The organism is Halobacillus ihumii, from assembly GCF_902726645.1.
GTDB lineage: Bacteria > Bacillota > Bacilli > Bacillales > Halobacillaceae > Halobacillus_A > Halobacillus_A ihumii.
Window position 1 is genome coordinate 1,547,982 of the sequence record NZ_CACVAO010000001.1, and the last position, 24,303, is coordinate 1,572,284.

Consider the following 24,303-nt stretch of genomic DNA (forward strand, 5'->3'; position numbering starts at 1 on the left):
TGATCACTCCTATCTGGATTTAACTTTTAACAGGCTGCTACCTTTCTTAAAGCATTTTCCTAATTATGCGCATTTGACCTCTATGATTAATTTCATCCTCAAACACGTGAAACCAGATAAAGTAATGATTCGAGTTGTGATTGTCCCATAACCTTTCTTCATACAGCCATTCATCGTCCAGTTTTTGAAATTCTTTTAATGTACGGTTTCGAACTTCATCTAATTTCTCTATATAAAACTCAAGAGAGTTCCCTTTAATTTCCTGCCTGCCTTGTTCACCAAGCTCATATGCCGCCCCCCATTCAACAGCTTCTTCCTTATTTGGGCGTCTGTTTTCAAAAATCTCAATCTGAAAACCCACTTCAACAGCAGCAATATGTAGTAATAAGGCGCTTATAGAGTTCCCATCTTCACTCGGTAAAAAATCAAGTTCCTTGGTGCTTAACCCCTCCACAGCCTGTAAGGTTGTGTATCTTGCATAATTCATCATAGATACAAGATGTCCTATTTGCGGGGTATAACTATTACTCTTTTCTATCTTAAATTCCATTGCCATCCCCTTACTTTTTTCAAAACTATATATTCAACTAAACCACAGCCTCCTAGCCTCTTCATCCGACAACTCCAAACGCTTAATAAAAAACAAATGAAGCGGTTCTTCTTTTTCCCATTCCTGATAAAAGCCGATTAAATTCTCTAAGTTTCCCTCACAATACTCCTCGACAGAGTTTTTACCGTTTCAGCACTACGCCAATAATCGTAAAAATCACCGGCATAATCGAGACTCTCTCCCTGCCTATATCCTGACTTCCCAAATTGGTCCAGCGTATATTCTCCGTAATCTTCTTTGTAAGCTTCGATCAGAAGATTTTCCACTTCTGTAATCTCCTTAAATTTTTCCCCAGACAACATCAGTTTTCGCGGAATATATTCACACATTCCTTCCTCGAACCACATATTCTCTTCGTCACCTTCAAAGTCATCATGGAAGAAGTCGGCATGATGTGTAAGCTCATGTGCTGCAATCATGGCAACATCAACTTCCTCAAGCGAGGAGTAATACTCTACCGCCTTTGCAACTTCTTTCCCGACGGTTGATGATAAAAAGATCTCCCTCCAAGCATCTGTTAGCGGATTCAAGTGGATCAAATCCCTCGAAGTATAAGCAGGCAATGGAATTTCTGAATAAAGTTCGGTTGCTGATTTGAGATCGTGGAAGACAATTCCTCTTGGATAGTCAAAAGTCGTCAGTTTTTCTAAATCGTCAGCAAAATCGTGTAATGATTCGATTATTTTTCTGCCACTTTCCTCAATTTCTTTAACATATGACGTATCTGTGACCGATACAGCGTATTTCATAACACTTCCTCCAAACCATTAATAGCATTCCAAATTAAAATTCTATAAAATTCCTGAAAATTCCTTCTATTTCTTCATAAATCGCCCGCCCCACCGGAGAACGTTTTCAACGATATCTTTAACTATTTTCCTCTAAGGTATCGTGACTGCCCGCTTGTTCAGATTTCCTTCCAATCGATTCAAACAGTACATAGCCCAAAACTACTCCAACAATTGTAAGTAAAACAGTGCCGCCTGAACCAGATAACATAATGGTTCTGGATAACGGCAAATGCCCGCCAATTTTTGTGAAGTAATACAATATAGGAATGACAAAGATATAGAGAGCAGGAAGGCCAATGGCAGCGAATTTGATTACATCAAAATGTAATACTCCCCCTCTCTTAAGCCGGCTAATCATCTGTGGAAGTCCAAACAACATTCCCATAATAAGCGGATAAATGAGCGAGAAAATCATTAATGGGATCATGTTATAAGAGGTTTCGGCTTTTTCTATTAAATGATTCATATAAAATAACCCGCCCAATAACACAGCTACCATCACCGCTGAATATAAAAGGCAGCACAGAAATTTCTTCATAATACTCTCTCCTCTCTTTTCACCTTTGCTAAAATCCCCCGCTTATGTTCCGAAAGTCCGGGAACAAAAAAGTCATCATATCCGGAACTCTTTTCCTGAAAAATGAATAATGATGTTCAGCACCTTCTACTACTTCAAACCTTGTATTCTCTATTTTCCTGCCAAGCAATTCATAGATCGATTGATTTGATTCGAAAAACTTTCGATTAATCCATTCATCATTGGTTTCGCTAGTTCCGCAATCAAGATAAAACTGTTCAATCCCTGATAAGCTAGATTTCTTAATTAACTGTTCCATTTCCTCTTGATTCCGCCAAAAAGCTGAAGATAAAACAGCAACTTTGGAAAAGGTTTCAGGGTAACGACAGGCAGCATAAGTGGAAATCAGCCCGCCTAACGATACACCTGCCATCGCAGTATTATATTCAATCGTCCGGTAGCTGCGATCTATCAAAGGTTTGAGCTCGCTGACAATAAACTCTATGTATGCTCCCCCTTTACCTCCAAACTCACTATTCTGCCCGGTGATCATTTGGCTGAATTCACCGCCCGTCCACGGACAATATTCATTCACTCTATCTTCTTTAATCGGATTGCCATCAATAGCTACGACAATCACATCAAGCTCACATTTATCTAGAAAATCTCTCAGGCCAAGGGAGGCTCCCCCAACAGCGTCGTGATCCTCAAAGACATTTTGGCCATCGTGCATATACAAAACAGGATACTGCCTTTTCGCCTCATGATACCCCATTGGTAAATAGACTCTAACGACTCGTTCTTGACTAAAAGGAGGAATATATACAGTGAATTTTTCTAACATTTGATCACCCTTTGCTCTTCTTTTTCATCCAAACTTTGAGTTTTTTTATGATTATGCGATAATATACGGAAAATATTTTGCACGATCTGTAAAGGAGTTTCGTTATGACATCCAATTGGGCCCATTTGAAGACATGGGGTTTCTGGCAGGATGCTCTGCTAGTCGCCGTAGTCATCTTTGCCATTTTCGCCTTGAAGGGGATCCTGAATAATATACTCATTCGCACCATCAAACATAACACCCGAATTCAGCACGCCTTCACTTCTTTTATCAATTGGGCAGCCTACAATGGCATCTTTCTTTTTCTATTGATCTATTTTTCAAAAACAAAGTGGCTGTTTCAAGCTTTTTTCACTATAGGCGAGGTTAAGATTTCGGTATTTTTGATCGTAATTGCCTACCTGATTATTTCATTGGCTAACCGCCTTTCAAAGACATTAAATCATTTCTTACTGCCGACGGTTTATGAGCGCTACCATCTTGATCGTGGAGTTCGATTTACGTTGGAGCGAATCTTCCACTACATCATTATGGTTATTGCTGTCATTATCAGTTTGACAACCGTAGGAATCGACTTGAGCGCCCTGACGGTTTTCGCCGGGGTCGTCGGTGTTGGAATTGGCTTTGGAATGCAAAATATTGCCTCTAATTTCATTTCTGGTTTGATTATTCTGTTCGAAAGGCCGATTAAGGTCGGAGATCGCATTATTGTCAATGATGTTATAGGTGATGTGGAGAAAATTAACATGCGGGCGACAATTATTCGAACGATCGAAAATGAACACATTATCATGCCGAACTCATATTTTCTAGAAGAGCAAGTTGTGAACCGATCTTATAGCGACCCACGCCTTCGTCTTACCATTCCTGTCGGTGTCGCCTACGGAACAGATGTTCATCAAGTCAAACAACTACTTGAAAGTGTAGCTGAAGATATTCAACAAACAACTGAAAGTGTGTTAAAAGAACCGAAAGCGTTTGTTAACTTTACAGGATTTGGCGAGTCCTCCCTAGATTTCGAACTATTTATCTGGATTTCTAATCCTGAAGAAGTGATTCGTATAAGAAGTGATATCAACTTTCGAATTCACGATAAACTGCAAAAGCATGAAATTGAAATTCCATTTCCTCAACGAGATCTGCACCTTAGAAGCGTCGCCAAAGATGCTGTGGATTGGAAAAAATAATAATTCACCTAAAGGAACTCCAATAGCTATTTTTCTATTGGAGGTTTTTTTAAAAACCCCCTTTTTCCCTTTAATTGGGAATAACCCTTTCATGGCAAGCATTTTCCCCACCTATTTACAAAAATTTTATACTTCTTATATCTCCTTTTTTCTCTTTATATCTCCTTATATCTAAACCCTTGATCTGTATAGGGGTTTGGGATGATTTTGCCCTCTAACCAAATTTCAGATTTTCTCAAATCGTCTGTATTTTTAACTATACCCTAGCAATTTGTAATGACACCCCTACTTAGTGTGTGCCATCCCCATTCATAAGAAATAATGCCGTTTTTTACCTATAAAACTGGTTTGATTATCTGCGTGCAGACCACTATTATAAAAACATTGACAACGACAGAGTAGCGCTTACGCAAACGGTTACAATGTCGTCTGCCTTATTTGTTCAAAAAATCAAAGGAGGACATGGTCATAATCACATTCCAGTATGAAACAGGTGAGCTCGTATGACTAATGAAACCGCAACAGTTACACGGACTGATCAACAATTAACCTTTGAGAAACCAACCGTTGAAGACGGTTCCGCTATGTGGGAACTCGTCAACAACTCAACCCTCGATCAAAATTCACCCTACAAGTACATTATGATGTGTGAATACTTTGCAGAAACCTGCGTCGTTGCAAAAGAAAACGACAAATTAGTCGGATTTGTCACTGCTTTTATCCCGCCTGAACAAAGTGATGTTGTATTTGTCTGGCAAATTGGGATTGATTCTTCCCAGCGTGGTAAAGGCGTAGCTTCCAAAATTTTAAATGAACTGGTTGATCGCGAAGTTTGCAATGAGGTTCGTTACCTTGAAGCTACTGTTACACCATCAAATGAAGCTTCACAATCCCTTTTTAAAAAATTAGCACGTGACCACAAAACGACATGTACGATTACTGAGTGCTTCCCTGAAGATTTATTTCCAGGAGAAGGGCATGAAGAAGAGTTAACATTTCGAATTGGACCATTTTCAAAACCGAACATTTCCGATAACGATAAATAATTGAGATTCTATTAAGGAGGATTGCAATTTATGAAAAACGATCTAACTGTATTTGAAGAACTAGAATCAGAGGTAAGATCTTATTGCCGCAGCTTCCCTACCATTTTTACAAAAGCTAAAGGGTACAAGATGTGGGACGTTGACAACAAGGAATATTTAGACTTCTTCAGTGGTGCCGGAGCTTTGAACTACGGCCATAACGACCCGAATATGAAAGAAAAGCTTATTGAGTACATCACCCATGACGGAATCACTCATAGCTTGGATATGGCTTCTGATGCAAAGGCGGATTTCTTAAACAAGCTGAATGACGTCATCCTGAAGCCGCGCGACCTCGATTATAAGGTCATGTTCCCTGGACCAACGGGTACGAACACTGTAGAAAGTGCTCTTAAATTAGCACGTAAAGTGACAAAACGTACAGAAGTTGTCAGCTTTACGAATGGTTTCCACGGCATGACGATTGGCGCACTTTCTGTAACGGGAAATTCATTCAAGCGTAAAGGGGCAGGCATTCCGCTTCACAATGCCATCACGATGCCTTATGACAACTATATTGATGAAAACCTTGATACACTGGACTACTTTGAGCGCTATCTAGAAGATGGCGGCAGCGGTGTAGAAATTCCAGCTGCTGTTATCCTTGAAACAGTACAGGGCGAAGGTGGTCTGAATACAGCGCGCTTTGAATGGTTGAAGAAACTCGATGCGATTTGTAAACGATTCGACATCTTCCTAATTATCGATGACGTGCAAGCAGGTGTCGGACGTACAGGTACTTTCTTCAGCTTTGAACCAGCTGGTATCAAACCTGATGTCGTGTGCTTATCGAAATCTATTGGCGGCTATGGCTTGCCATTTGCGATTACATTGATCAAGCCTGAGCACGATATCTGGGGACCAGGTGAGCACAACGGAACATTCCGTGGTAACAACATGGCTTTCGTAACAGCTACTGAAGCCCTTCGCTACTGGGAAGATCCAAGCTTTGAAGAAGGCATTAAAGAAAGAGGCGAGAAAATCACTGCATTCCTGGACGGCTTAATTGAGAAATATCCAGAGATGAAAGGATATCGCAAAGGCCGCGGCATCATGCAGGGAATTTCTTCTGGCGTAGAAGGATTCTCTGAAAAAGTTGCCGAGCTTGCATTCCAACAAGGCTTAATCATGGAAACAGCTGGCGCAGATGATGAAGTATTCAAGCTCTTCCCGCCAATCAACATTGACATTGATGCCCTTGAACAAGGCTTTGAGAAGGTTGAAGCAGCCGTTGAAGCTGTTGCAAAAGAAAAAGAATTAGTTACTTCTTAATTAACTATTCACTATACTATACAACACTTATTGGAGGCCAAAATTATGAAAGTCGTAAAACTAGAAGATGTTCTCGGAACAGAAAAAGAAATCAAAGGTGAAAACTGGACGTCCCGCCGTTTGTTATTTAAAAAAGATGGCATGGGGTACTCCGTGAATGATACAGTGATCAAAGCCGGTACGGAAACACATATCTGGTACCAGAATCACCTGGAAGCCGTTTATTGCATCGAAGGTGAAGGAGAAGTGGAAACACTTAAAGACGGAAAGGTCTGGCCTATTAAAAAGAACGAAATCTATGCACTAGATGAAAATGATGAGCACCTGCTGCGTGCCTATGAAGGATCAGATATGCGTATGGTTTGCGTATTCAACCCACCACTTACCGGCCGTGAAATTCATGATGAAAATGGAGTTTACCCAGTCGATGATTCTGACGAATAAACCATAAAAAATTCCTCCCTATCAAGTAGGGAGGAATTTTTTAATTATGAAGGGAAACCAAGGATAGCTTTCTTTTCAAGATACTCTTCAATTCCAAAGTCGCCCCACTCTCTTCCTATACCAGACTGCTTATAGCCGCCAAACGGAGCAGAGAAGTCTTTCCCATTATCGTTGATGGTAATCCTTCCTGCACGAATGCTAGTGGAAACTTTACGAAGCAGTTCAGGGTCTTTACCTACTACATACCCTGCAAGGCCATAAACCGTGTCATTGGCAATTTCAATTGCTTCATCCAATGTTTCATAGGTAATAATCGACATCACCGGACCGAAGATCTCTTCACGGGCAATGACCATATCATTATTCACATCTGAAAATACTGTTGGTTTCACGAAATAACCTTTATCAAGTCCCTCTGGCTTACCAGGTCCTCCGGTAAGTAAAGTAGCACCTTCTTCAATTCCTTTTTCAATATAGGATTGAACACGATCCCATTGCTTTTTGGATACGAGCGGTCCCACAACCGATTCTTTCCGCGGATCTCCAACCGGGAACTCTGGAAGTACTCGTTTAACTTCTTCTTCAAAAGAACTTTTTATCGAAGCAGGCACAATGATACGCGTAGCTGCTGAGCACACTTGACCTGTATTCATGGAAATATGGGTTACAGCTGACCTGGCTGCTTGCTCAAGATCGGCATCTTCAAGGACTATGAGCGGCGATTTGCCTCCTAATTCCAGCGCAACGTTCTTAATCGTCTTCGCAGCATTTTCCATTATTTTTTGGCCAACGCCAACCGATCCCGTAAAGGAAACAAAATCAATATCCGGATGCGAGCTGATCCCGTCCCCAATAACATCGCCTGCACCATTAACCAAATTAAAGACACCTTTCGGAACACCTACTTCATCAAAAATCTCCGCTAAGATCATTGCGGCAAATGGAGTCAGTTCAGATGGCTTCAAGACCACTGTACTACCCGCAGCGAAAGCACTGGCAATTTTAGTGGACGTTTGATTTGTAGGGAAATTCCACGGTGTGATCAGACCGCTGACCCCTACAGATTCTTTGACTAATGTATGGTTACCGCGCTGCTCCATAAATGAAAAATCCTTCAGCGATTCAGCAGCCTGGGAAAAGTGAGAATAGCCCATTTTATAATGAACCTTTTCTGAAATAGATAAAGGAGCACCAAGCTCATCTGTCATGACTTCTATGAGGTCATTTTTACGTCTTTCATACTCAGCCGCAATTTTTTCAAGCATCTCAATTCGCTCTTCCTTTGGAGTTTGTGAAAAGGCAGGAAGTGCATCTCTTGCCGCTTGAACGGCTTTATCCAAATCTTCCTTCGTCCCAAAACTGATTTTGCCGATCACTTCCTCTGTGGCCGGGTTAATCACGTCTTCTGTTTCAGAACCAGTTGATTCTATCCATTCCCCATTAATGTAATGCTTCAAGTAGTTACGCATTTCCACCGTCTCCTTCTATAAAAAGATTGTGATCATTACAAGCAAATCATCAGAATTATATTCAGTTTTAGAGACTATATAACCTTAATTCTTCCATTTCAAACAAAAATCAGCTGCCTCTCTTAAGTAAACCATTACCCTCCCTTCCGTCCCTTTTTCATAATCTTAAATGAATTTAAACTTATCTTAATAATACTTTACAGGAGGTTTATTAACTTTTCCAGACCCGGACCTTATACTTTAGATCATAAGTTATTCATCAGGGGGTAGGGAATGGAACAAAAAATGGTCCGTCGTAAGTTTTTAACCTATATGTGAATCGCAGCTTTACGAAGGCACAGCCGATTACAAATCAATTCATTTCCTTTACCAAAAGAATCATCTAATCACAAAACCATAACTTGAAAGGTTGGTTATTATGCTACAAAACATTGGAATACCAGGTTTAATCATCATTCTCGTGATTGCACTAATTATTTTTGGTCCATCTAAATTACCAGAAATGGGACGTGCATTCGGGACCACCCTAAAAGAATTCAAAAAATCCACTCAGGATCTAATGTCCGATGATAAGCAAAGTCAGGAAAACCAAAACAATTCCAGCGAGCAAAAAGAAAAGCAATCAGCTAACTAAACCAAACAATGGAAGGTGTAAGCTATTCACTTCTGCTTACATCTTCTTTTATCTTAAGGAGGTATGATGATGGCAGCGCAAGAAATGAATCTTGTCGGTCATTTAAGTGAACTTCGTAAGCGGCTTATTATCGTTCTGGGCTCATTCATCCTGTTTTTTATAGCAGCATTTGTTTATGTAAAAGAGATCTATAATTGGCTGAGTCAAGATATTGAAATAAAGCTGGCTGTTCTCGGACCAAGTGAAATTCTGTGGGTATATTTAATGCTAGCAAGCGTTGTAGCTATTACTTGTACAATTCCGATCGTTGCTCATCAGATCTGGCTTTTTGTACGCCCAGCCCTGACACCTAAGGAACAAAAAGTAACACTGGCCTATATTCCTTCATTATTTATCCTGTTTCTAATTGGCATTTCATTCGGCTATTTTGTTATTTTTCCTATTGTCTTTGACTTCTTACTTTCCCTCTCAGAGGGCATGTTTTTCACCTTTTTCACAACTGAGAAGTACTTCCGGTTTCTATTACATATGACCTTGCCCTTCGGCTTTCTGTTTGAACTACCTGTGATCATCATGTTCCTGACAAGTCTCGGGGTTCTCAATCCATACAGACTTCAGAAAGTGAGGAAGTATGCCTATTTTGTTCTCGTTTTGATTGCAGTCTTAATCACGCCACCTGACCTCCTATCTGATATACTCGTCGTTATTCCGATGCTGTTTTTATATGAATGCAGTGTGCTGCTTTCCAAGGTGGTGTACAGACGCAAACAAAAGTTGGCCGTCGCAGCTTAAACTTATATTAGTAAATAGTCACAAGAGGGACGAGCTACCTTTTGTGGCTATTTATATATATATTTAGCATTTCCAAATCGTTTTTTAAAATATTTTTTCACATTTTACTTCACAAGGGAACAAATGTTCTGTTACAATAATTATAGAGAAGGAAGGATCAGTGAATTAGAGACCTCCCCTAAACTATCTAATCTGCAAGACTCTTCCTTCTCGATTAGCACCGCCCTAAACATAAGTTAAATCCTTTCGCTTTTAGCCTTGAACAAATCCTAGCTCATTACCGTCCAAATCAACAATGGTAAATTTCCGGCTGCCGTATGCAGTGGAAAATAACTCTTCTACTACTTCTGCTTTATTCTTTAACCGCTCCCATAATGAATCCACATCATCAACATAGAAATTAAAACGACCGGGTGTAGGATAATTTTTATGTTCCATTAGAGCGAACATTGCTCCACTTTCATGTTCGAAATGGACATAATTTGGATTTTCTGGTGGCCAAGAACCACCTACGCTAAATCCTAAAACGTCTTTATACCATTTGATTGCTCTGTCCAATTCCTTAACATTTGCTCTGACGTGTAACAGTTTGGTCCTCATTAAGTTTTACCCCCTGGAGCTATGATTAGCTAAAATGTATTCAATCGCTATCTAAACTTTACTAGAAAATATTCTAATGCCACATTCCTTCCTTTAATTGCATAGATAAATACTTCTACATCAATTTCTGTCACTCCTGCAAAAAAACACCCTTCCTATTAAGAAGAGTGCCAGTCAGGATGATCATCATTCTTTAGTAAAATTTTTTGTACTTCTAACTGTATCAATTGGGCGGACCATTTCCTCGATTTCCTTACGTTTCGGTTCTAAAGCTGGAGGCAAAGATAGCTTCTCGCCAAGCGTTTCATAAGACTCATCGCCCATAAACCCTGGTCCATCTGTAGCAAACTCGAACAGGATTTGCGGAGCGACATTCGCGTAAAGGGACTCAAAGAAATGACGGTTTACATAGCCGGAAGTCCGGAAACCAAAGTCATCCATCCGTTTTATCCATTCTTCAAGCACAGAACGGTCTTCCACTCGAAACGCCGTATGGTGTACCGTGCCAAATCCTTGCCTGGCGTGCGGAAGAACGCTGTTATATTCAACAACTATTGCGGCGCCGTTTCCTCCTTCACCGACTTCAAATAAATGAAAGGACCCTTCTTTATCTATTTCAGTAAATTGCAGAACTTTTTCCAACATGTCTTTAAAGTAATCGATATTATCAACACGCACAAAAATGGGACCCAATCCAGTAATAGCGTATTCTAAAGGAATCGGACCATTTTGCCATGGGGCACCAGCAGACACGCCTTCATTATTTTCATCAGATATTAGTTGATAGTGCTGATCATCGAAATCCACGAAAGATAGCACCTTTTTACCAAATTGCTCCTTAATGCCGCTATGCTTTACCTTTAGCCGATCAAAACGCTTCACCCAATAATCCAAAGCTTCATCACTTGGTACTCGGAAAGAAGTTTTCGAAATCTCATTCGTTCCGTGGACGCCTTTAGGAATACCAGGAAAATCAAAGAATGTCATATCCGTTCCCGGACTTCCTGTATCATCGGCAAAGAACAAATGGTAGGTTTGAATGTCATCTTGATTAACTGTTTTCTTAACTAAACGCATTCCTAGCACGTATGTGAAAAATTCATAATTCTTCTCAGCACTGCTCGTAATCGCTGTTACATGGTGTATGCCTTTTAATCCATTCATATTATTACTCCTCCCTATATGAATCACTTTTATAACTAGACTTTTTATTAAAGTCGTCAATTTATCTTTAATTCAAGATAAATGTACTATGTATTCTTTCTTCTGTCAATCAGACCGTATTATGCTAATCAAAACATAGCTATGGCTCACTACAGTATGACAACCAGTTTATCCTGTTCGAACCTCGGGAACAAATTAGTAAGGTAAATTTACAAGGAGGCAATTCAAATGTTTCATAATGAAAAGAAAATCCACGGCTATCAGATTAATGCAACCGATGATGAATTAGGAAAGGTTGAATCTTTTCTGTTTGATGATGAGAGTTGGACGATTCGCTACCTCGTTGCGGACACCCGAAAGTGGCTTCCAGGACGTACCGTACTAATCTCCCCGATTTCCATCACAGCTGTTAACCACGAAGAAAGTCATGTCACTGTACAATTATCAAAAGAGCAAGTGAAGGACAGTCCGAATATCGATTCAGAAAGCCCAGTATCCCGTGAGCAGGAGTTGAAATTAAACCAATATTACGGTTGGGGCAGTTACTGGGGCGGTCCTGGCGTTTGGGGTGCAAATATGTATCCTAACCACCTGCTGGGAGAACACCTTGTTCAAGATTCCCTTAACACGGAGGAAGAACCTGGAGAGTCCCATATAAGAAGCACCTCGGAAATTGAGAATTACGAAATTCATGCAGAAGATGGCGGGGTCGGTCATGTTGAAAGTTTCCTTTTAGATGACGAAAGCTGGCGAATCCGCTATATAATAGTAGAGACGAAAAATTGGCAATCTGGAAAAAAAGTGCTTGTCGCACCTGCATGGATTACGGAAGTGAAATGGGAGGAAAAGAGAGTTTATGTTTCTCTTAATCAAGAAAAGGTTAAAAATGCGCCTGAATACGACCCTGATTCCCCTATTTCAAATGCATTCGAAGAAAAGCTTCACAATGCTTACGGAAAAGAATTTTCTCACAATAAATAAGTGGTAGCTTCGATTACTCTAAGTAATTATAAATACCCAATTTTTCTCTAGATTCATAGAGAGAAATTGGGTATGAATTAAGAATCTATTTTCAAACTGTCCTCAATGACCTATAGTTTAACCTTTGCATAAACGCATGTGTCCCGAAGTTCTTTCCCATCTGCCGAGCGATCTTCGTTTCTAAGAATTCCTTCAAAATCAAAATTCAATCTCTCGGGTATTGCCTTGCTCTTCACATTATTAGAGTCGCACCTTATCTCAACACGATTAGCCCCCAATTCTTTAAAAGCAAAACCTGTTATCCCTTCTACGGCTTCTGTTGCATAACCATTTCCGCAAAAACGGGTATCGGCCCAGTATCCAATCTCAAACTTAGGAACTTCCCAATCTATACGATGTAGGCCCGAGGAGCAAACTAGCTCTCCCGTTTGTTTGTGAAAGGCAAGCAGTCTTAAGTCTTCTCTTTTCAAGAAATTTATATGTGCTTCCCGAATGTTGATTTCCGTTTCCTCTTCACTTTGATCGTTCTGAGCAAAGGGCATCCACGGCTTAAGTTCATCTATCGAGGTTCTAAGAGACTCATAGACTGCCTTCCCATCCCCTGGTTTTGGGAGCCTGACAAATAAACGCTCGGTTTCAAATTCATGGGGAAAATCAAGCAGTATAGGGTTCATCGAGATCCCTCCTTCATTGTTTCTACTAACCTTCAAATACCGCTCTACATAACAAAAGCTTTTTCTAACTCCTTCATGACATCGCGTGCTCCTGAGCTTTTGTTCGAAAGGACGGCAAGCGTCACTTCTGACTGCGGATAGAAAGCAGCATGAAAACTTACTCCAGGATCGTATCCCATTACGTGGTATTTATAGATAGAATTATGTTTATAGTTGACCCATAACCCATATCCATAGTCAACTTCTTCATTCACATGGGCATATGGAGTCAGGAGCGTGTTTGTCGTTTGTTCATCTAATAACTTATAATCCATCAAAGCCTCCCATAATTTGATCATATCGGATGCAGATACAAAGGCACCGCCATCCGCTCCACCTTTAATCGGAATGGAGTACGCATTTGTCCTCCATGTCCCATCCTGTTGATCGATGTATCCATATGCAGTGTTTCCAGGCAGGCTATCGAGCGAGAAATAACCCGACTGCTCCATTCCGCACCGCTCGAAAATGTTTTTTTCCACATATTCTTGAAAAGAAATACCCGTTTGTTGTTCCACGATTAACCCGAGTACTATGTATCCAGCATTGTTGTAATGAAATTTCTCTCCAGGAGTAAACATCATTTTTCCATGTTGGAACATTGGGAGAAAATCCTTTAGATTCTTTAACAAATACATCGGAGTTTGTTTCCAAACATCTCCAAAGTCATCCATTCGTTCTTCATCAAAATAATCTGCCATCCCCGAACTATGGGTTAACAGGTGGTGGATTGTAACTCTTTCATCAACATACGGAAATTCAATATCTAAACAATCTTTAAGTCGTGTTTGAAAGGACAGCAGGTTATTTTCAACAAGTTGCGCAATGGCTATAGCCGTAAATAATTTGCAGCCAGAGGCAATTCCAAAGCGGGTATTGAGTTCATTCAAGCACTCATCAGCTCGATTAGCATGGCCAGATGCAGATTGAAATAGCACCTCTTTGTGATCTTTCACCAATACTGTCCCAGAAAAGCCATCCTCTCTGATATGATGTTTAGTTGATGTTACACCCTTCTTATCCAATAACCTCACCCTCCTTCATCTATTCGATCACTTTCTTAAACACATAACTTGCCTTGTTATAATCCATTCGTTCCTCATAAAACCGATGGGCATCATTTCGCTGCAACCCTGACGATAAAGCCACTGCTTCAAAGCCATGCTCTTTCGTCCACTCATGGACAAAAGAAAGTAGTTGATCACCATACCCTTTTGAGCGATTCTCCCTGTTTGTCACAAGATCACACACCCATACAAAACGTCCATAATAAAGGGTTATCATTGGTTTAAATCCGGTTACAGCGACAACCTCTCCTTGGTCATATAGAGCAAAAAGCTGATAGCTGTCCTTTTCCCTTGCTTCTGTAACAAGCGCTAAATACGTTTCTTGATCCAAATGGGTACGAAGTTGTCTCATGACTGGAAAAGCTTCTAAAATTTCTGTTTCTGATTGTAACTCTTTAATTTCGACACCGCTCATGAAATCCCTCTTTCTTAACGAATATGATATTTTTCTTTATGTCCCGTCCCGAGAAAGTTTAACATTTTTCACAAAACCGCCCCGATCTTTTCTTAAGAAGAACGACTATGCTCACTATTCATAAACACAAAGTCTTCTTTAGCCGGCTGCTTGGCAGTAGTCTTTTGCGACTTACTTGCAGAGAATAACCTGCGATACCATTGATTGCGTTCAACAGGCACCCCAACACGTTTTTGCTGGACTTCCTTGATGCCTTGGATAACGAACTGCATGGAAACGATGACTACCATGAATGCAACGAGCGGAGGGATAATGTACCACCATCGCCCCGTCATTAAAGCATTCTTAGATGAACCAATCAGACCGGACCATTCGTAAGTAGTCGATTGCGGCGGGTCTGGCATAAATGGGGTATGCGAAACATCTGTCCCTCCGAAAAAGATGCTAAACACCCCCAAATGAATGAAGATTAACAAGGTCTGAATAAACTGTTGACCAAATACAATTCCCATTCGAGCGCTTAAGTGAGGAAGCAAATGTCTCCACAATAAATGAACTGAACTGCCGCCTAACACTTTAGTACTCAGGACAAATTCTTCCTTCATAATTAGTTTCATTTCATTTCCAAATAACGTGATAAGAAGTGGCACAGCCAGAATAGTAAGAACAATCGCCTGATAGACGATCCTCTCCATTTCCGTTGTCGTAAACCCGCCCGGAGGCATCCACAACACAGGCCTTAGCAATAAGTAAGCAATAACCGTTAAGGGTAAGAAATGCATTCCGTCTACCAATTTCTCCAGCACTCGCTGCAGCTTAGGAGGGCAGAAAAAAGCGTAAGGTATAGCAAGGATAAAGCCAATTGCCACCCTTAACAAAGCAATAGCTATGCCAAAGAGAACCGTATACTTCGCTCCAGTAAGCATCTGGTCTAATATGCTGTAGCCAAGCTCATCTGTCCCGAGGAAGACATATTCATGAGAGTGAGGGGCTGCGCTGACTAATATTCCGTTGTCGTCATAAATGTGATAGAACTTTTCAACAAGAGGATCAGCTGTAGCTGTGTAGATCAAGCTGGTTGCAACAATGGCAAAGATAACTCCAAATCCAATCAGGAATTTAACATTTTTGAAATGCACACCCACTTCCCGAATAAACAGTCCAATTAACTTTCCATTTGGCTTGAACGAAATAGATCCGAGGAACCTGTTCATCTTCAAATTGGTCTCTTCTGCAACCCTGTTTTCCTTAAAGATAAACAACTCTGTTCCCTGGTAAAAAATAAAAAACGGCGTGAACAGCATAACGAGGATTAAAAATGTCACAATCGGTCTAAAGTCACTCATAAAAGCTGAAGTAATCCCATGAATGTTGAAAATATACTCGATAATCAGGAGACTCGATAAAGCTCCCCACAGGATAATTTTTGAATGATAAAATATGCTTTTAATAATATTCCTAAGAATATGGACGTTAAGGATAAAGGATTTTACCATCCCTTTACTTTTGGCGAATTGCACATAGGATTTCGTCATTTCTTCGTCCAATTGAATTAATATAATTTTATAAAGGGAAACCATAGGAAGAATGGCTAATGCTGCAATGGGAAGAGCATAAATCCTTTCTTGTCCAACCGTAACAAAATCCATGAACAAGATCTCTGTCTGTTTATACAGCCACACAATAACTAGCTGAGCACTAAAGGCGAGAAGCAGATCGGGTACAGCTTCAACTAAATTAAGCAGCCTCATTACAAGCCTTTTAACAATAGAAGGCAGGAAAAAGGTACCAATAGCAAATAAGAAGGCAAGGACGAACCCTAATGCAATCGCCCCCATGAATATGGTCATAGAGTATCGATAAGGATCCCAGAGATATTCAAATAATGGCACCGGATTCCCTTTGAAAAAATACACCCACTCCGACGGATGGATCACTGTTTGGAACAAATAGGTCAACTCGCTAATATAGGCAGATACATTGAAGAAAGTACCCGTTTTGAATAAGGCCGGTGAAGCACTGATTAAAAGAATGCCAACTAGGCCAAAAATATAATAAAACATAAACTTGATTAACTTCACTCTCAAACCTCCTTTAGGCATTTCAGGTATACCTCTCACCTTTTTTAATTTTAGAAATAGTCAGTCATATATGTATAAAAAAAGATATACTGTTTAACAGTATATCTTTCCTACTACTTATACTAATGAATCCGGCGAAGTTTTTCAATAAAATTCCAACCTTCTGTTATTTCTTCACTAGAATAATTTTGTTTTCCTTTTACGATGTGTACTTTTTCCGTGATTTCATCCTTAGGTAATTGTTCAAAGAAAAGCATAGTGGAAACGAGTTCCAAGAACCGGGAGCTCTGGGCTCCCATTTCTTTGATATGTTCATCAAATGGCGGCAGGTGTACATTTGAATGTTTAAGAAAATCATGGCCCGCCTCCGTCATTCGGTAACGGTATTGATAATAATTCTTTTTCTCTTCTTTTGTTTCACTTATGAAACCTAAGTTGCACATTTCCTCAATCCGTAAAGTCAATTCTTCAGAATATGGACCATAAAAATGAAATTCATAACGTTCCTCAAAAGGAATATCACACTTTTTCAAGATATAAATCATCTTTTGCAGCTTTTTTCGTCCGACGATGTCTTCAGAGCTTGAGAAGAATTGCATTAACTTTGCGTGATTCTCCAACATGACAACTCCACTCCTTATCCAAACAAAATTTCCATAATACGCTGTTTCGTCTTACTCCTGTCCGGCATTTCCTCTAATCGATCAAGCGGGATATATAATTTATGATCTGTACGTTTTTTTCCAGAAATCGATTCAACAATATCTGAGAGACGGGATAACTCCTTAAGTTCTTGGTTGGGCTTTAACAAATGGATAGGAAGCCGCTCCCCTTCTTCGCCAGGACGGTAAAAATCATATGGTAAATCAGAGCTTGAATCGACGACTAAATAATAGTCAGGATTCACCCCTGCTTCCTGGAACAGCCTATACAGCTCCATCCATTCGTTCATCTGTGAATTTGGGTTAAACTCTATGTACTTTAAGAGTCGTCGGTTAACGAATCGATCACAAAGGTCAGACAGTATAGGATCATCTTCTTCCATCCACATTTGAAAATAGTAGAGTGTGATCGACTCATCCAAAGCTAAATACTCCTTTAAATTTGGCTTTTCTGTAAAAAAGGAAAGAAAATGTGTCGGTTCCAGTTTGAAGGTGTACCCTTCCTCATACAGCTCTTTCGCACGGTGAAGAATTTTTGATAAAATCACTTCAGCACTCCGTGTCACAGGGTGAAAATAAACTTGCCAATACATTTGATAACGACTCATAATGTAATCCTCGACTGCATGCATTCCGCTTTCTTTGACAACCACCTGGTCCTCCATCGGACGCATCACTCGAAGAATCCGCTCCATGTCAAAATGGCCGTAACTTACCCCTGTAAAATAGGCATCACGCTGCAGATAATCCATTCGGTCCGCATCAATTTGGCTCGAAATCAGACTGACCACGAGTTTATTTTTATACGTTTTATTAATAACGTCTGCCACTTTTTTCGGAAACCCTTCTTCTACTTTAGAGAGCACTTGATGGATTTTCGTGTCTCCGAGCAGGATTGCCTGCGTGAAATCCTCATGATCGAGCTTGAAGACTTTTTCAAACGAATGAGAAAAGGGGCCGTGTCCGAGATCATGCAGCAGGGCGGCCGCTAAACAAAGCAAGCGTTCCTCTTCGTCCCAATTAGGCCGGTCTTTAAAGTTGCTAATAATTCTACGTACAATTTCGTACACTCCGAGTGAGTGGTTGAAGCGGCTATGCTCAGCTCCATGAAACGTTAAGTAGCTCGTCCCCAACTGTCTAACTCTTCTTAGGCGCTGAAATTCAGGTGTGCCGATCAAGTCCCAGATGACTCGGTCGCGTACATGAATGTAGCGATGTACGGGGTCTTTAAATACTTTTTCTTCACTTAACTTCTCGTCACGATAGGCCATTAGCTTGTCCTTTCTTCACGACATTTTCTACAATTATATACCTTTTCACAGCATAAAAAAACATCTTGACAAAGCAAAGAACCAAGCATTTAAATGCCCGGTTCTCTAATGATAAGGTATGGAGCTTTCTTAGACCTGTTGAAAAAAATGATAAGGCGTCCAGTTGTTCTTATCCTTTACGAGGGTCAACGTAATCTGGAAAGTCAGTAATAATACCATCTACCCCTGCTTCTAAAAGATAGTTTGCAGATTCGCGATCTCTCACAGTATAAGGATGGGTTTTCATGTCATATTCATGGATTCGTTCAACGAGATCTTTCGTAATCATTGCTTTATTAGGGTTAAAGTAATCTGCGTACGATGAGAATTCGGTCAGCTGTTCATTTGACACGCCATTTTCACTATAACCAAGCAGAACCCCTATCGGTACTGATGGCAGGATCGAATGGAATTTCTTCATAGATTCATGGTCAAATGACTGCACAATAATCTTTTCATTTTCCGGCTTATGCATATTGCGGGAAACAAGTGCATCCGCTACCTTTTGTTCAATTCCCGGGTAAAGGGATGGTGATTTCAATTCAATTAATATTCCTGATCTCCCTTTAAACTGATCAAGCACCTGGCCGAGTGTTGGAATTTTTTCACCAGCGAATTCTTCACTGAACCAACTCCCCGCATCAAGCTGCTGCAGCTCTTCATATGTAAAATCTCCCACTTGACCAGAGCCATTTGTCGTACGATCTACTGTTGTATCATGAATCACCACCAGCTTTCCATCCTTACTCATTTGGACATCAAGCTCAAACATTTCTGCCTTCATATCAACTGATTTTTCAAACGCTGCCATCGTATTCTCGGGTGCATAGCCGGAAGCTCCCCTATGTGCGATCGTAATAGTTTGTTGACGGTCCTTGTTCTTAATTTCATTAGCGGAAACATTTGCTGCTGATGTACTGAATACTCCCATAAATAATACCCCCATGATGAGAATGAACAAAAAACGTGACATCTCTTCCTCTCCCTTCCTATCTTTAATTCCACTTTACAAGACTTACATTAATAGAGTATTAGGGAAGCATTAATATAATGTAAGGAAAAACAGGAAAAAAATAACTCCCTCCGTAAGTACTACGAAGAGAGTCCTCTTATCATGGTTATACTTTTTGCAGGATTTGTTTAAGCATTGTGCCTGTCTCATTATAATTCTTATGCCATGAGAACGCTTCTTCAAGAATATGAGGGGTCTGACCGCCTCTGGAAACAGCTTGATTGTAGTAGTCCCAAAGTTGGTCCCGATAAATAGGATGGGCACAGCGCTCGATTATTAACCCGACACGTTCCCTTGGAGCTAATCCGCGTAAGTCTGCATACCCTTGTTCCGTTACAACCACATCTACATCGTGCTCCGTATGATCAATATGAGAAGCAAATGGGACAATGCTGGATATACTTCCATCTTTAGCGATTGATTTTGTTACGAAAATAGCCAGGCGGGCGTTACGAGCAAAATCACCCGAACCGCCAATGCCATTCATCATTTTTGTACCCGCTACATGGGTAGAATTGACATTGCCATAGATATCAAACTCTAAAGCCGTATTAATTGAAATCAAACCTAGGCGGCGGATGATCTCAGGGTGGTTTGAAATTTCCTGTGGTCTCATGATTAATCGATCACGGTACTGTTTAAAGTCGCTAAACACCTGTTCCATTCTTTCCTCGGACAATGTGATCGAACAACAGGAAGCAAAACTGACCTTTCCAGCATCCATTAAATCGAATACAGCATCTTGAAGTACTTCTGAATACACTTCTAAGTTCTTAAATTCTGAGTCAATCAAGCCGTGCAGAACAGCATTAGCCACAGAACCGATGCCGGATTGGATGGGCGCAAGGCTCTTTGTTAAACGTCCGGCATCGACTTCTTCTCGTAAAAAGGAAATCAGATGCTGTGCCATAATGACTGTATCTTGATCCGGCGCTGTTATAGTCGATGGGGAATCCTCTTGATCTGTAAACACAATTCCTTTTACTTTTTCAGGATCAACCGGAATTCCGATCGTACCGATTCGATCATCCACTTTTGTTAACGGGATCGGATCGCGCTCCCCCTGTTTGCCTGGGGCATATAGGTCATGAAGCCCTTCTAGATTAGGTTGTTTCATGTTGATCTCAATTATGATAGATTCTGCATGTTGAGCGAATGCTAATGAATTACCAATGGAAGTTGTCGGGATCACCATGCCATCCTCTGTTATTGATACCGCTTCCAATATTGCGTAATCAATAGTTCCTAGCACATTTCCTCTCACTAATTCAGAAGTGTGAGATAAATGATGATCAACAAATAAATGTTCACCTTTGTTAATTTTGCTCCTCATCATCGGGTCTGCCTGAAACGGAAGCCGTTTATGAATAATGCCAGCTTGGGCAAAAAGTTTGTCTACATCTGATCCTAAGGAAGCCCCAGTAAACACGTTTACTTTAAATTCCTCTGTTTTAGCTCGTTCTACCAGCGAAAATGGCACCGCTTTCACATCACCCGCACGTGTAAAGCCGCTTAACCCTAACGTCATACCATCCTTAATCCATGAGGCGGCTTCTTCTGAAGAAACAACACGATTCTTCAAGCGGGAATCTTGAATTCGTCCGTAATCATTTTCCATTCTATCGCCTTCTTTCATAACTTTTAGAATTATTTTAACTTATTCGCTCAATGATTTGAGGAAAATGAAGGGGAATAGAAAAATGACGGATGGACCAGCATATCTCATGAGTGAAACAGCAATTTTTAAAACCCGAGTAATTTTCTAAAATAGCTGGAGTAAGATTGACTGACAGGGATACTTGCTCCATCGTCCATCGACAGCAAGAATGTCGAATGAGTGTCAGGATAGATCTCCCTGATATGATTCACATTGACGATAAACGATCGATGACAGCGGACAAACGATTCCCTGGGCAACATATATTCAAATTCTTGAAGTGAATTTTTATGTGTCCCGCAGAACTGGTCTGACCATACATACGCCTTACGATCTTTCACTTCTATGTATTTCACTTCTGCAAAAGGAAGCGGCTTCCATCCATCCTGTGTTTTGACAGTGACGACAGATTTTCCATCTGTGAAAGCAGGATGAATCGCCATTACACATCCTTCGAGAGCCCCGTCATGATGGAACGGCACAGCCATTCCGTGGTAAGGAACACCAAACACATCACGATTAATAAATTCGGAGACTTTTTGTTCCGTCAGTAAAGCTTTATGTGCAATCGTCCCTTCTTTAACTGGGTCACCTGTGCAGATTTTCAAATCGATCCGCTTACTCGGGCGATAATAAATATATTCTTCAGTATTCGCTACAGCTATCGATATTTCATCTGAAAACAATTCTCCTATCACATCTAATAGAGAATCTTTCGTAAAACTCTCCATTCTTTTAAACACCTCCCCACGACATCCCATTTCTTCTAGTTTAACGGATCTTTAGAAAGGCAGACAAATTGAACCTGTCTACTCCTACTGTTTCTGTTATAATTACTTTGGTCTATTTATAAAGGAGTAACGTATTCATGAACCATATTCATACCTTATTACATCCCAAAACATATCGCTTCATTGATCAAAGCAGCCTTGGTCCCGGGTTTTCAGCACTTCAATCCTTTGCCACAGACGATGCTCTGGCTATTTCCGTGGGACAAGGCACTTCCTCTACAACAGCCAGACTTTGGGTGCACCATAATACCATCGTTCTCGGCATACCTGATGCCCGCTTACCCTATATATCAGAGGCTGTCGACTATTTAAAATCTGAGGATTACCAGGTTATTGTCCGGAATTCAGGCGGACTTGCGGTTGTGCTCGATGAAGGAGTTCTCAACCTATCTCTTATTTTTCCAGATTCAAAAGATGTCAACATTCATGAAGGCTATGAGGCAATGGTCGTGTTTATTAAACATCTATTTGCAGATCTCACGGATCAAATCGAAGCCTATGAAATCACACAATCTTACTGCCCGGGAACCTATGATTTGAGTATCAACAGACGGAAATTCGCAGGGATTTCCCAGCGACGTGTTAAACATGGATCAGCTGTACAAATTTATTTAGATGTAAGCGGTAATGGCGAAGAGCGGGCTCGACTGCTGAAAAACTTTTACGAAATCGGCAGGCGCGAGGAAGAAACACGTTTCGTTTATCCGGATATTGACCCATCCGTGATGGCGTCGATGAACGAGCTATTGGGTACAAAATTGACTGTTGCAGATGTAAGGGATCGAATCCTGTACCAGTTGAGCGATTTCTCTGAAAAGGTTGTTGTGCAGCAGCTTGAGGGTGAGGAAATGGATACCTTTAATAAACGCTTTGAACAAATGATTGAGCGAAATGCAAAAGCACTCGAGCGGATTGAGTAAAAATCCGGTGTGAATTGCATGAAATCACTAATATTTGCATGTAATTTTGAGTAATTGCATGGGGTCCTCGATAATTGCGGATAAATTCCAATAATTGCACATTTTCCTGATTAATTGCATATTTCACAAAAAACAAGGCCGATAGCTGCACCAGCTATCGGCCTTGTTTTTTTATATAGATTGAGCGGCAGTAATAATGGCTAGTTTGTACACATCGTCTGAATTACATCCGCGTGATAAGTCATTCACAGGCTGGTTCAACCCTTGCAGAATCGGGCCAACTGCGTCAAAGTTTCCTAAGCGCTGGGCGATTTTGTAACCAATGTTCCCTGCTTCAAGACTTGGGAAGATAAACGTGTTGGCTTCTCCTTTTAACGGAGAATCTGGCGCCTTCTTCTCTGCTACAGATGGGACAAAGGCAGCATCAAACTGGAATTCCCCATCAATCAAAAGCTCAGAATTCTGCTCTTTGGCAAGCTTCAAGGCATCTGTTACTTTTTCCGTTTCAGGAGATTTCGCTGACCCTCTTGTTGAGAAGCTTAACATTGCGACTTTAGGATCGATGTCAAACAGCTTGGCGGTATCAGCACTGGCTAGAGCGATTTCAGCTAAGTCCTGGCTGTCCGGTGAAATGTTTATTGCGCAATCAGCGAACACATATTTTTCTTCGTCACGAACCATGATAAACACACCGGACGTTTTTTTGATTCCTGGCTTGGTTTTTATTATTTGCAAAGCGGGACGAACGGTGTCAGCTGTAGAATGAGCCGCCCCACTAACGAGACCCGCTGCCTCGTTCATATAAACGAGCATCGTTCCAAAATAGTTCTCATCTTTAAGAATTTCGCGAGCCTGTTCCTCGGTTGCCTTTCCTTTACGACGTTCAACGAAACTTGCTGCCATCTTATCGAAACCATCGTAACGAGCTGGATCAAGAATGTCCGACGTAGAAATATCAACGCCAATTTCTTTCGCCTTCTGTTCTACTTTTTCTTTTTCCCCAACTAGTACAGGTGTGATCAAACCTTCCGCTCCTAATTTACTGACTGCTGTTAAAATGCGTTCATCTAAACCTTCAGGAAACACGACTTTCTTGCCTTTTCCATCAATTTTGGCTTTCAATGTATCAAAAAGATCACTCATATTGGACCCTCCCATTTTCATTTCTGTACTATATGATAAGACGTTTTGTGTTTAATGAAAAGTAATATGATAGGAATTTTTTCATTAAAACGATTACATCTTCACTGTACCCTACTTTTTTGTTCACAATACGTTCACAGTG

Annotated in this window: 25 protein-coding genes; 8 read left to right on the top strand and 17 right to left on the bottom strand. The window is 40.6% G+C overall.

Translation table 11 applies throughout. The features are described from left to right. Nucleotides 1-46 precede the first annotated feature (46 nt). The 4 genes from G6R08_RS07845 to G6R08_RS07860 form a co-directional block, all read right to left on the bottom strand. Nucleotides 47-550: a DinB family protein gene (locus G6R08_RS07845; protein ID WP_163527472.1), complete on the bottom strand. Its 504-nt coding sequence runs from the start codon at nt 548-550 to the stop codon at nt 47-49. A 146-nt stretch (nt 551-696) separates the two neighbouring features. Then, a complete protein-coding gene (locus G6R08_RS07850; protein WP_240339667.1) occupies nt 697-1,359 on the bottom strand; it encodes a hypothetical protein in 663 nt (220 codons plus the stop codon). Between the two features lie 118 nt (nt 1,360-1,477). Beyond that, entirely contained in the window at nt 1,478-1,939 is a 462-nt protein-coding gene (locus G6R08_RS07855) for a hypothetical protein (protein WP_163527473.1), read from the bottom strand. A gap of 28 nt (nt 1,940-1,967) precedes the next feature. Continuing rightward, nucleotides 1,968-2,762 (bottom strand): alpha/beta hydrolase, encoded by a 795-nt coding sequence (locus G6R08_RS07860; RefSeq protein ID WP_163527474.1) that lies wholly within the window; start codon nt 2,760-2,762, stop codon nt 1,968-1,970. Between the two features lie 104 nt (nt 2,763-2,866). On the opposite strand from G6R08_RS07860, the gene G6R08_RS07865 reads away from it, so the two are divergent. The 4 genes from G6R08_RS07865 to G6R08_RS07880 all read left to right on the top strand — a co-directional run bounded on the left by G6R08_RS07865 (nt 2,867) and on the right by G6R08_RS07880 (nt 6,750). Then, on the top strand, nt 2,867-3,949 hold the full coding sequence (locus tag G6R08_RS07865; RefSeq protein ID WP_163527475.1) for a mechanosensitive ion channel family protein: 1,083 nt from the start codon (nt 2,867-2,869) through the stop codon (nt 3,947-3,949). A 503-nt stretch (nt 3,950-4,452) separates the two neighbouring features. Beyond that, entirely contained in the window at nt 4,453-4,995 is a 543-nt protein-coding gene (ectA, locus tag G6R08_RS07870; RefSeq protein ID WP_163527476.1) for a diaminobutyrate acetyltransferase, read from the top strand. A 30-nt stretch (nt 4,996-5,025) separates the two neighbouring features. Further along, nucleotides 5,026-6,306, top strand: coding sequence for a diaminobutyrate--2-oxoglutarate transaminase (gene ectB, locus G6R08_RS07875; RefSeq protein WP_163527477.1), 1,281 nt, complete (start codon nt 5,026-5,028; stop codon nt 6,304-6,306). Between the two features lie 45 nt (nt 6,307-6,351). After that, complete coding sequence (locus G6R08_RS07880) at nt 6,352-6,750, top strand: ectoine synthase (RefSeq protein WP_079528374.1); 399 nt, start codon at nt 6,352-6,354, stop codon at nt 6,748-6,750. Nucleotides 6,751-6,794: 44 nt separating this feature from the next. On the opposite strand, the gene G6R08_RS07885 is transcribed toward G6R08_RS07880, so the two are convergent. Continuing rightward, a complete protein-coding gene (locus G6R08_RS07885; protein ID WP_163527478.1) occupies nt 6,795-8,219 on the bottom strand; it encodes an aldehyde dehydrogenase family protein in 1,425 nt (474 codons plus the stop codon). Nucleotides 8,220-8,637: 418 nt separating this feature from the next. Between G6R08_RS07885 and tatA the strand changes: the two genes are divergently transcribed. Both tatA and tatC read left to right on the top strand, forming a co-directional pair. Beyond that, complete coding sequence (tatA, locus tag G6R08_RS07890) at nt 8,638-8,853, top strand: twin-arginine translocase TatA/TatE family subunit (RefSeq protein WP_079528379.1); 216 nt, start codon at nt 8,638-8,640, stop codon at nt 8,851-8,853. Nucleotides 8,854-8,922: 69 nt separating this feature from the next. Continuing rightward, complete coding sequence (gene tatC / locus G6R08_RS07895; RefSeq protein WP_163527479.1) at nt 8,923-9,645, top strand: twin-arginine translocase subunit TatC; 723 nt, start codon at nt 8,923-8,925, stop codon at nt 9,643-9,645. Nucleotides 9,646-9,897: 252 nt separating this feature from the next. On the opposite strand, the gene G6R08_RS07900 is transcribed toward tatC, so the two are convergent. Further along, nucleotides 9,898-10,245 (bottom strand): VOC family protein, encoded by a 348-nt coding sequence (locus G6R08_RS07900; protein WP_163527480.1) that lies wholly within the window; start codon nt 10,243-10,245, stop codon nt 9,898-9,900. 186 nt (nt 10,246-10,431) lie between these two features. Beyond that, a complete protein-coding gene (locus tag G6R08_RS07905; protein ID WP_163527481.1) occupies nt 10,432-11,409 on the bottom strand; it encodes a ring-cleaving dioxygenase in 978 nt (325 codons plus the stop codon). A gap of 228 nt (nt 11,410-11,637) precedes the next feature. Between G6R08_RS07905 and G6R08_RS07910 the strand changes: the two genes are divergently transcribed. Continuing rightward, the gene (locus G6R08_RS07910; RefSeq protein ID WP_163527482.1) at nt 11,638-12,390 is read left to right on the top strand and encodes a PRC-barrel domain-containing protein; all 753 of its coding nucleotides are present in this window, start codon (nt 11,638-11,640) and stop codon (nt 12,388-12,390) included. A 110-nt stretch (nt 12,391-12,500) separates the two neighbouring features. On the opposite strand, the gene G6R08_RS07915 is transcribed toward G6R08_RS07910, so the two are convergent. The 9 genes from G6R08_RS07915 to G6R08_RS07955 form a co-directional block, all read right to left on the bottom strand. Then, nucleotides 12,501-13,064, bottom strand: coding sequence for a GNAT family N-acetyltransferase (locus G6R08_RS07915; RefSeq protein ID WP_163527483.1), 564 nt, complete (start codon nt 13,062-13,064; stop codon nt 12,501-12,503). A 44-nt stretch (nt 13,065-13,108) separates the two neighbouring features. Then, entirely contained in the window at nt 13,109-14,128 is a 1,020-nt protein-coding gene (locus G6R08_RS07920; RefSeq protein WP_205439405.1) for a serine hydrolase domain-containing protein, read from the bottom strand. A gap of 19 nt (nt 14,129-14,147) precedes the next feature. Beyond that, a complete protein-coding gene (locus tag G6R08_RS07925; protein ID WP_163527484.1) occupies nt 14,148-14,585 on the bottom strand; it encodes a GNAT family N-acetyltransferase in 438 nt (145 codons plus the stop codon). A gap of 92 nt (nt 14,586-14,677) precedes the next feature. Further along, nucleotides 14,678-16,666 carry an ABC transporter permease subunit gene (locus G6R08_RS07930; RefSeq protein ID WP_163527485.1) on the bottom strand — a complete coding sequence of 663 codons (1,989 nt, stop codon included), beginning with the start codon at nt 16,664-16,666 and terminating at the stop codon, nt 14,678-14,680. 122 nt (nt 16,667-16,788) lie between these two features. Further along, nucleotides 16,789-17,289 carry a YwgA family protein gene (locus tag G6R08_RS07935; RefSeq protein WP_163527486.1) on the bottom strand — a complete coding sequence of 167 codons (501 nt, stop codon included), beginning with the start codon at nt 17,287-17,289 and terminating at the stop codon, nt 16,789-16,791. 14 nt (nt 17,290-17,303) lie between these two features. Beyond that, nucleotides 17,304-18,599 carry an HD domain-containing protein gene (locus G6R08_RS07940; protein ID WP_163527487.1) on the bottom strand — a complete coding sequence of 432 codons (1,296 nt, stop codon included), beginning with the start codon at nt 18,597-18,599 and terminating at the stop codon, nt 17,304-17,306. A 169-nt stretch (nt 18,600-18,768) separates the two neighbouring features. Then, entirely contained in the window at nt 18,769-19,611 is an 843-nt protein-coding gene (locus G6R08_RS07945; protein ID WP_163527488.1) for a glycerophosphodiester phosphodiesterase, read from the bottom strand. A gap of 145 nt (nt 19,612-19,756) precedes the next feature. Continuing rightward, nucleotides 19,757-21,268: an acetyl-CoA hydrolase/transferase family protein gene (locus G6R08_RS07950; protein ID WP_163527489.1), complete on the bottom strand. Its 1,512-nt coding sequence runs from the start codon at nt 21,266-21,268 to the stop codon at nt 19,757-19,759. 125 nt (nt 21,269-21,393) lie between these two features. After that, complete coding sequence (locus G6R08_RS07955) at nt 21,394-22,038, bottom strand: LytTR family DNA-binding domain-containing protein (RefSeq protein WP_163527490.1); 645 nt, start codon at nt 22,036-22,038, stop codon at nt 21,394-21,396. 137 nt (nt 22,039-22,175) lie between these two features. Between G6R08_RS07955 and G6R08_RS07960 the strand changes: the two genes are divergently transcribed. Beyond that, a complete protein-coding gene (locus G6R08_RS07960; protein ID WP_163527491.1) occupies nt 22,176-23,018 on the top strand; it encodes a lipoate--protein ligase family protein in 843 nt (280 codons plus the stop codon). 171 nt (nt 23,019-23,189) lie between these two features. Here G6R08_RS07960 and pta read toward each other — a convergent pair whose 3' ends face one another. Further along, nucleotides 23,190-24,161, bottom strand: coding sequence for a phosphate acetyltransferase (gene pta, locus G6R08_RS07965; RefSeq protein ID WP_163527492.1), 972 nt, complete (start codon nt 24,159-24,161; stop codon nt 23,190-23,192). Nucleotides 24,162-24,303 lie beyond the last annotated feature (142 nt).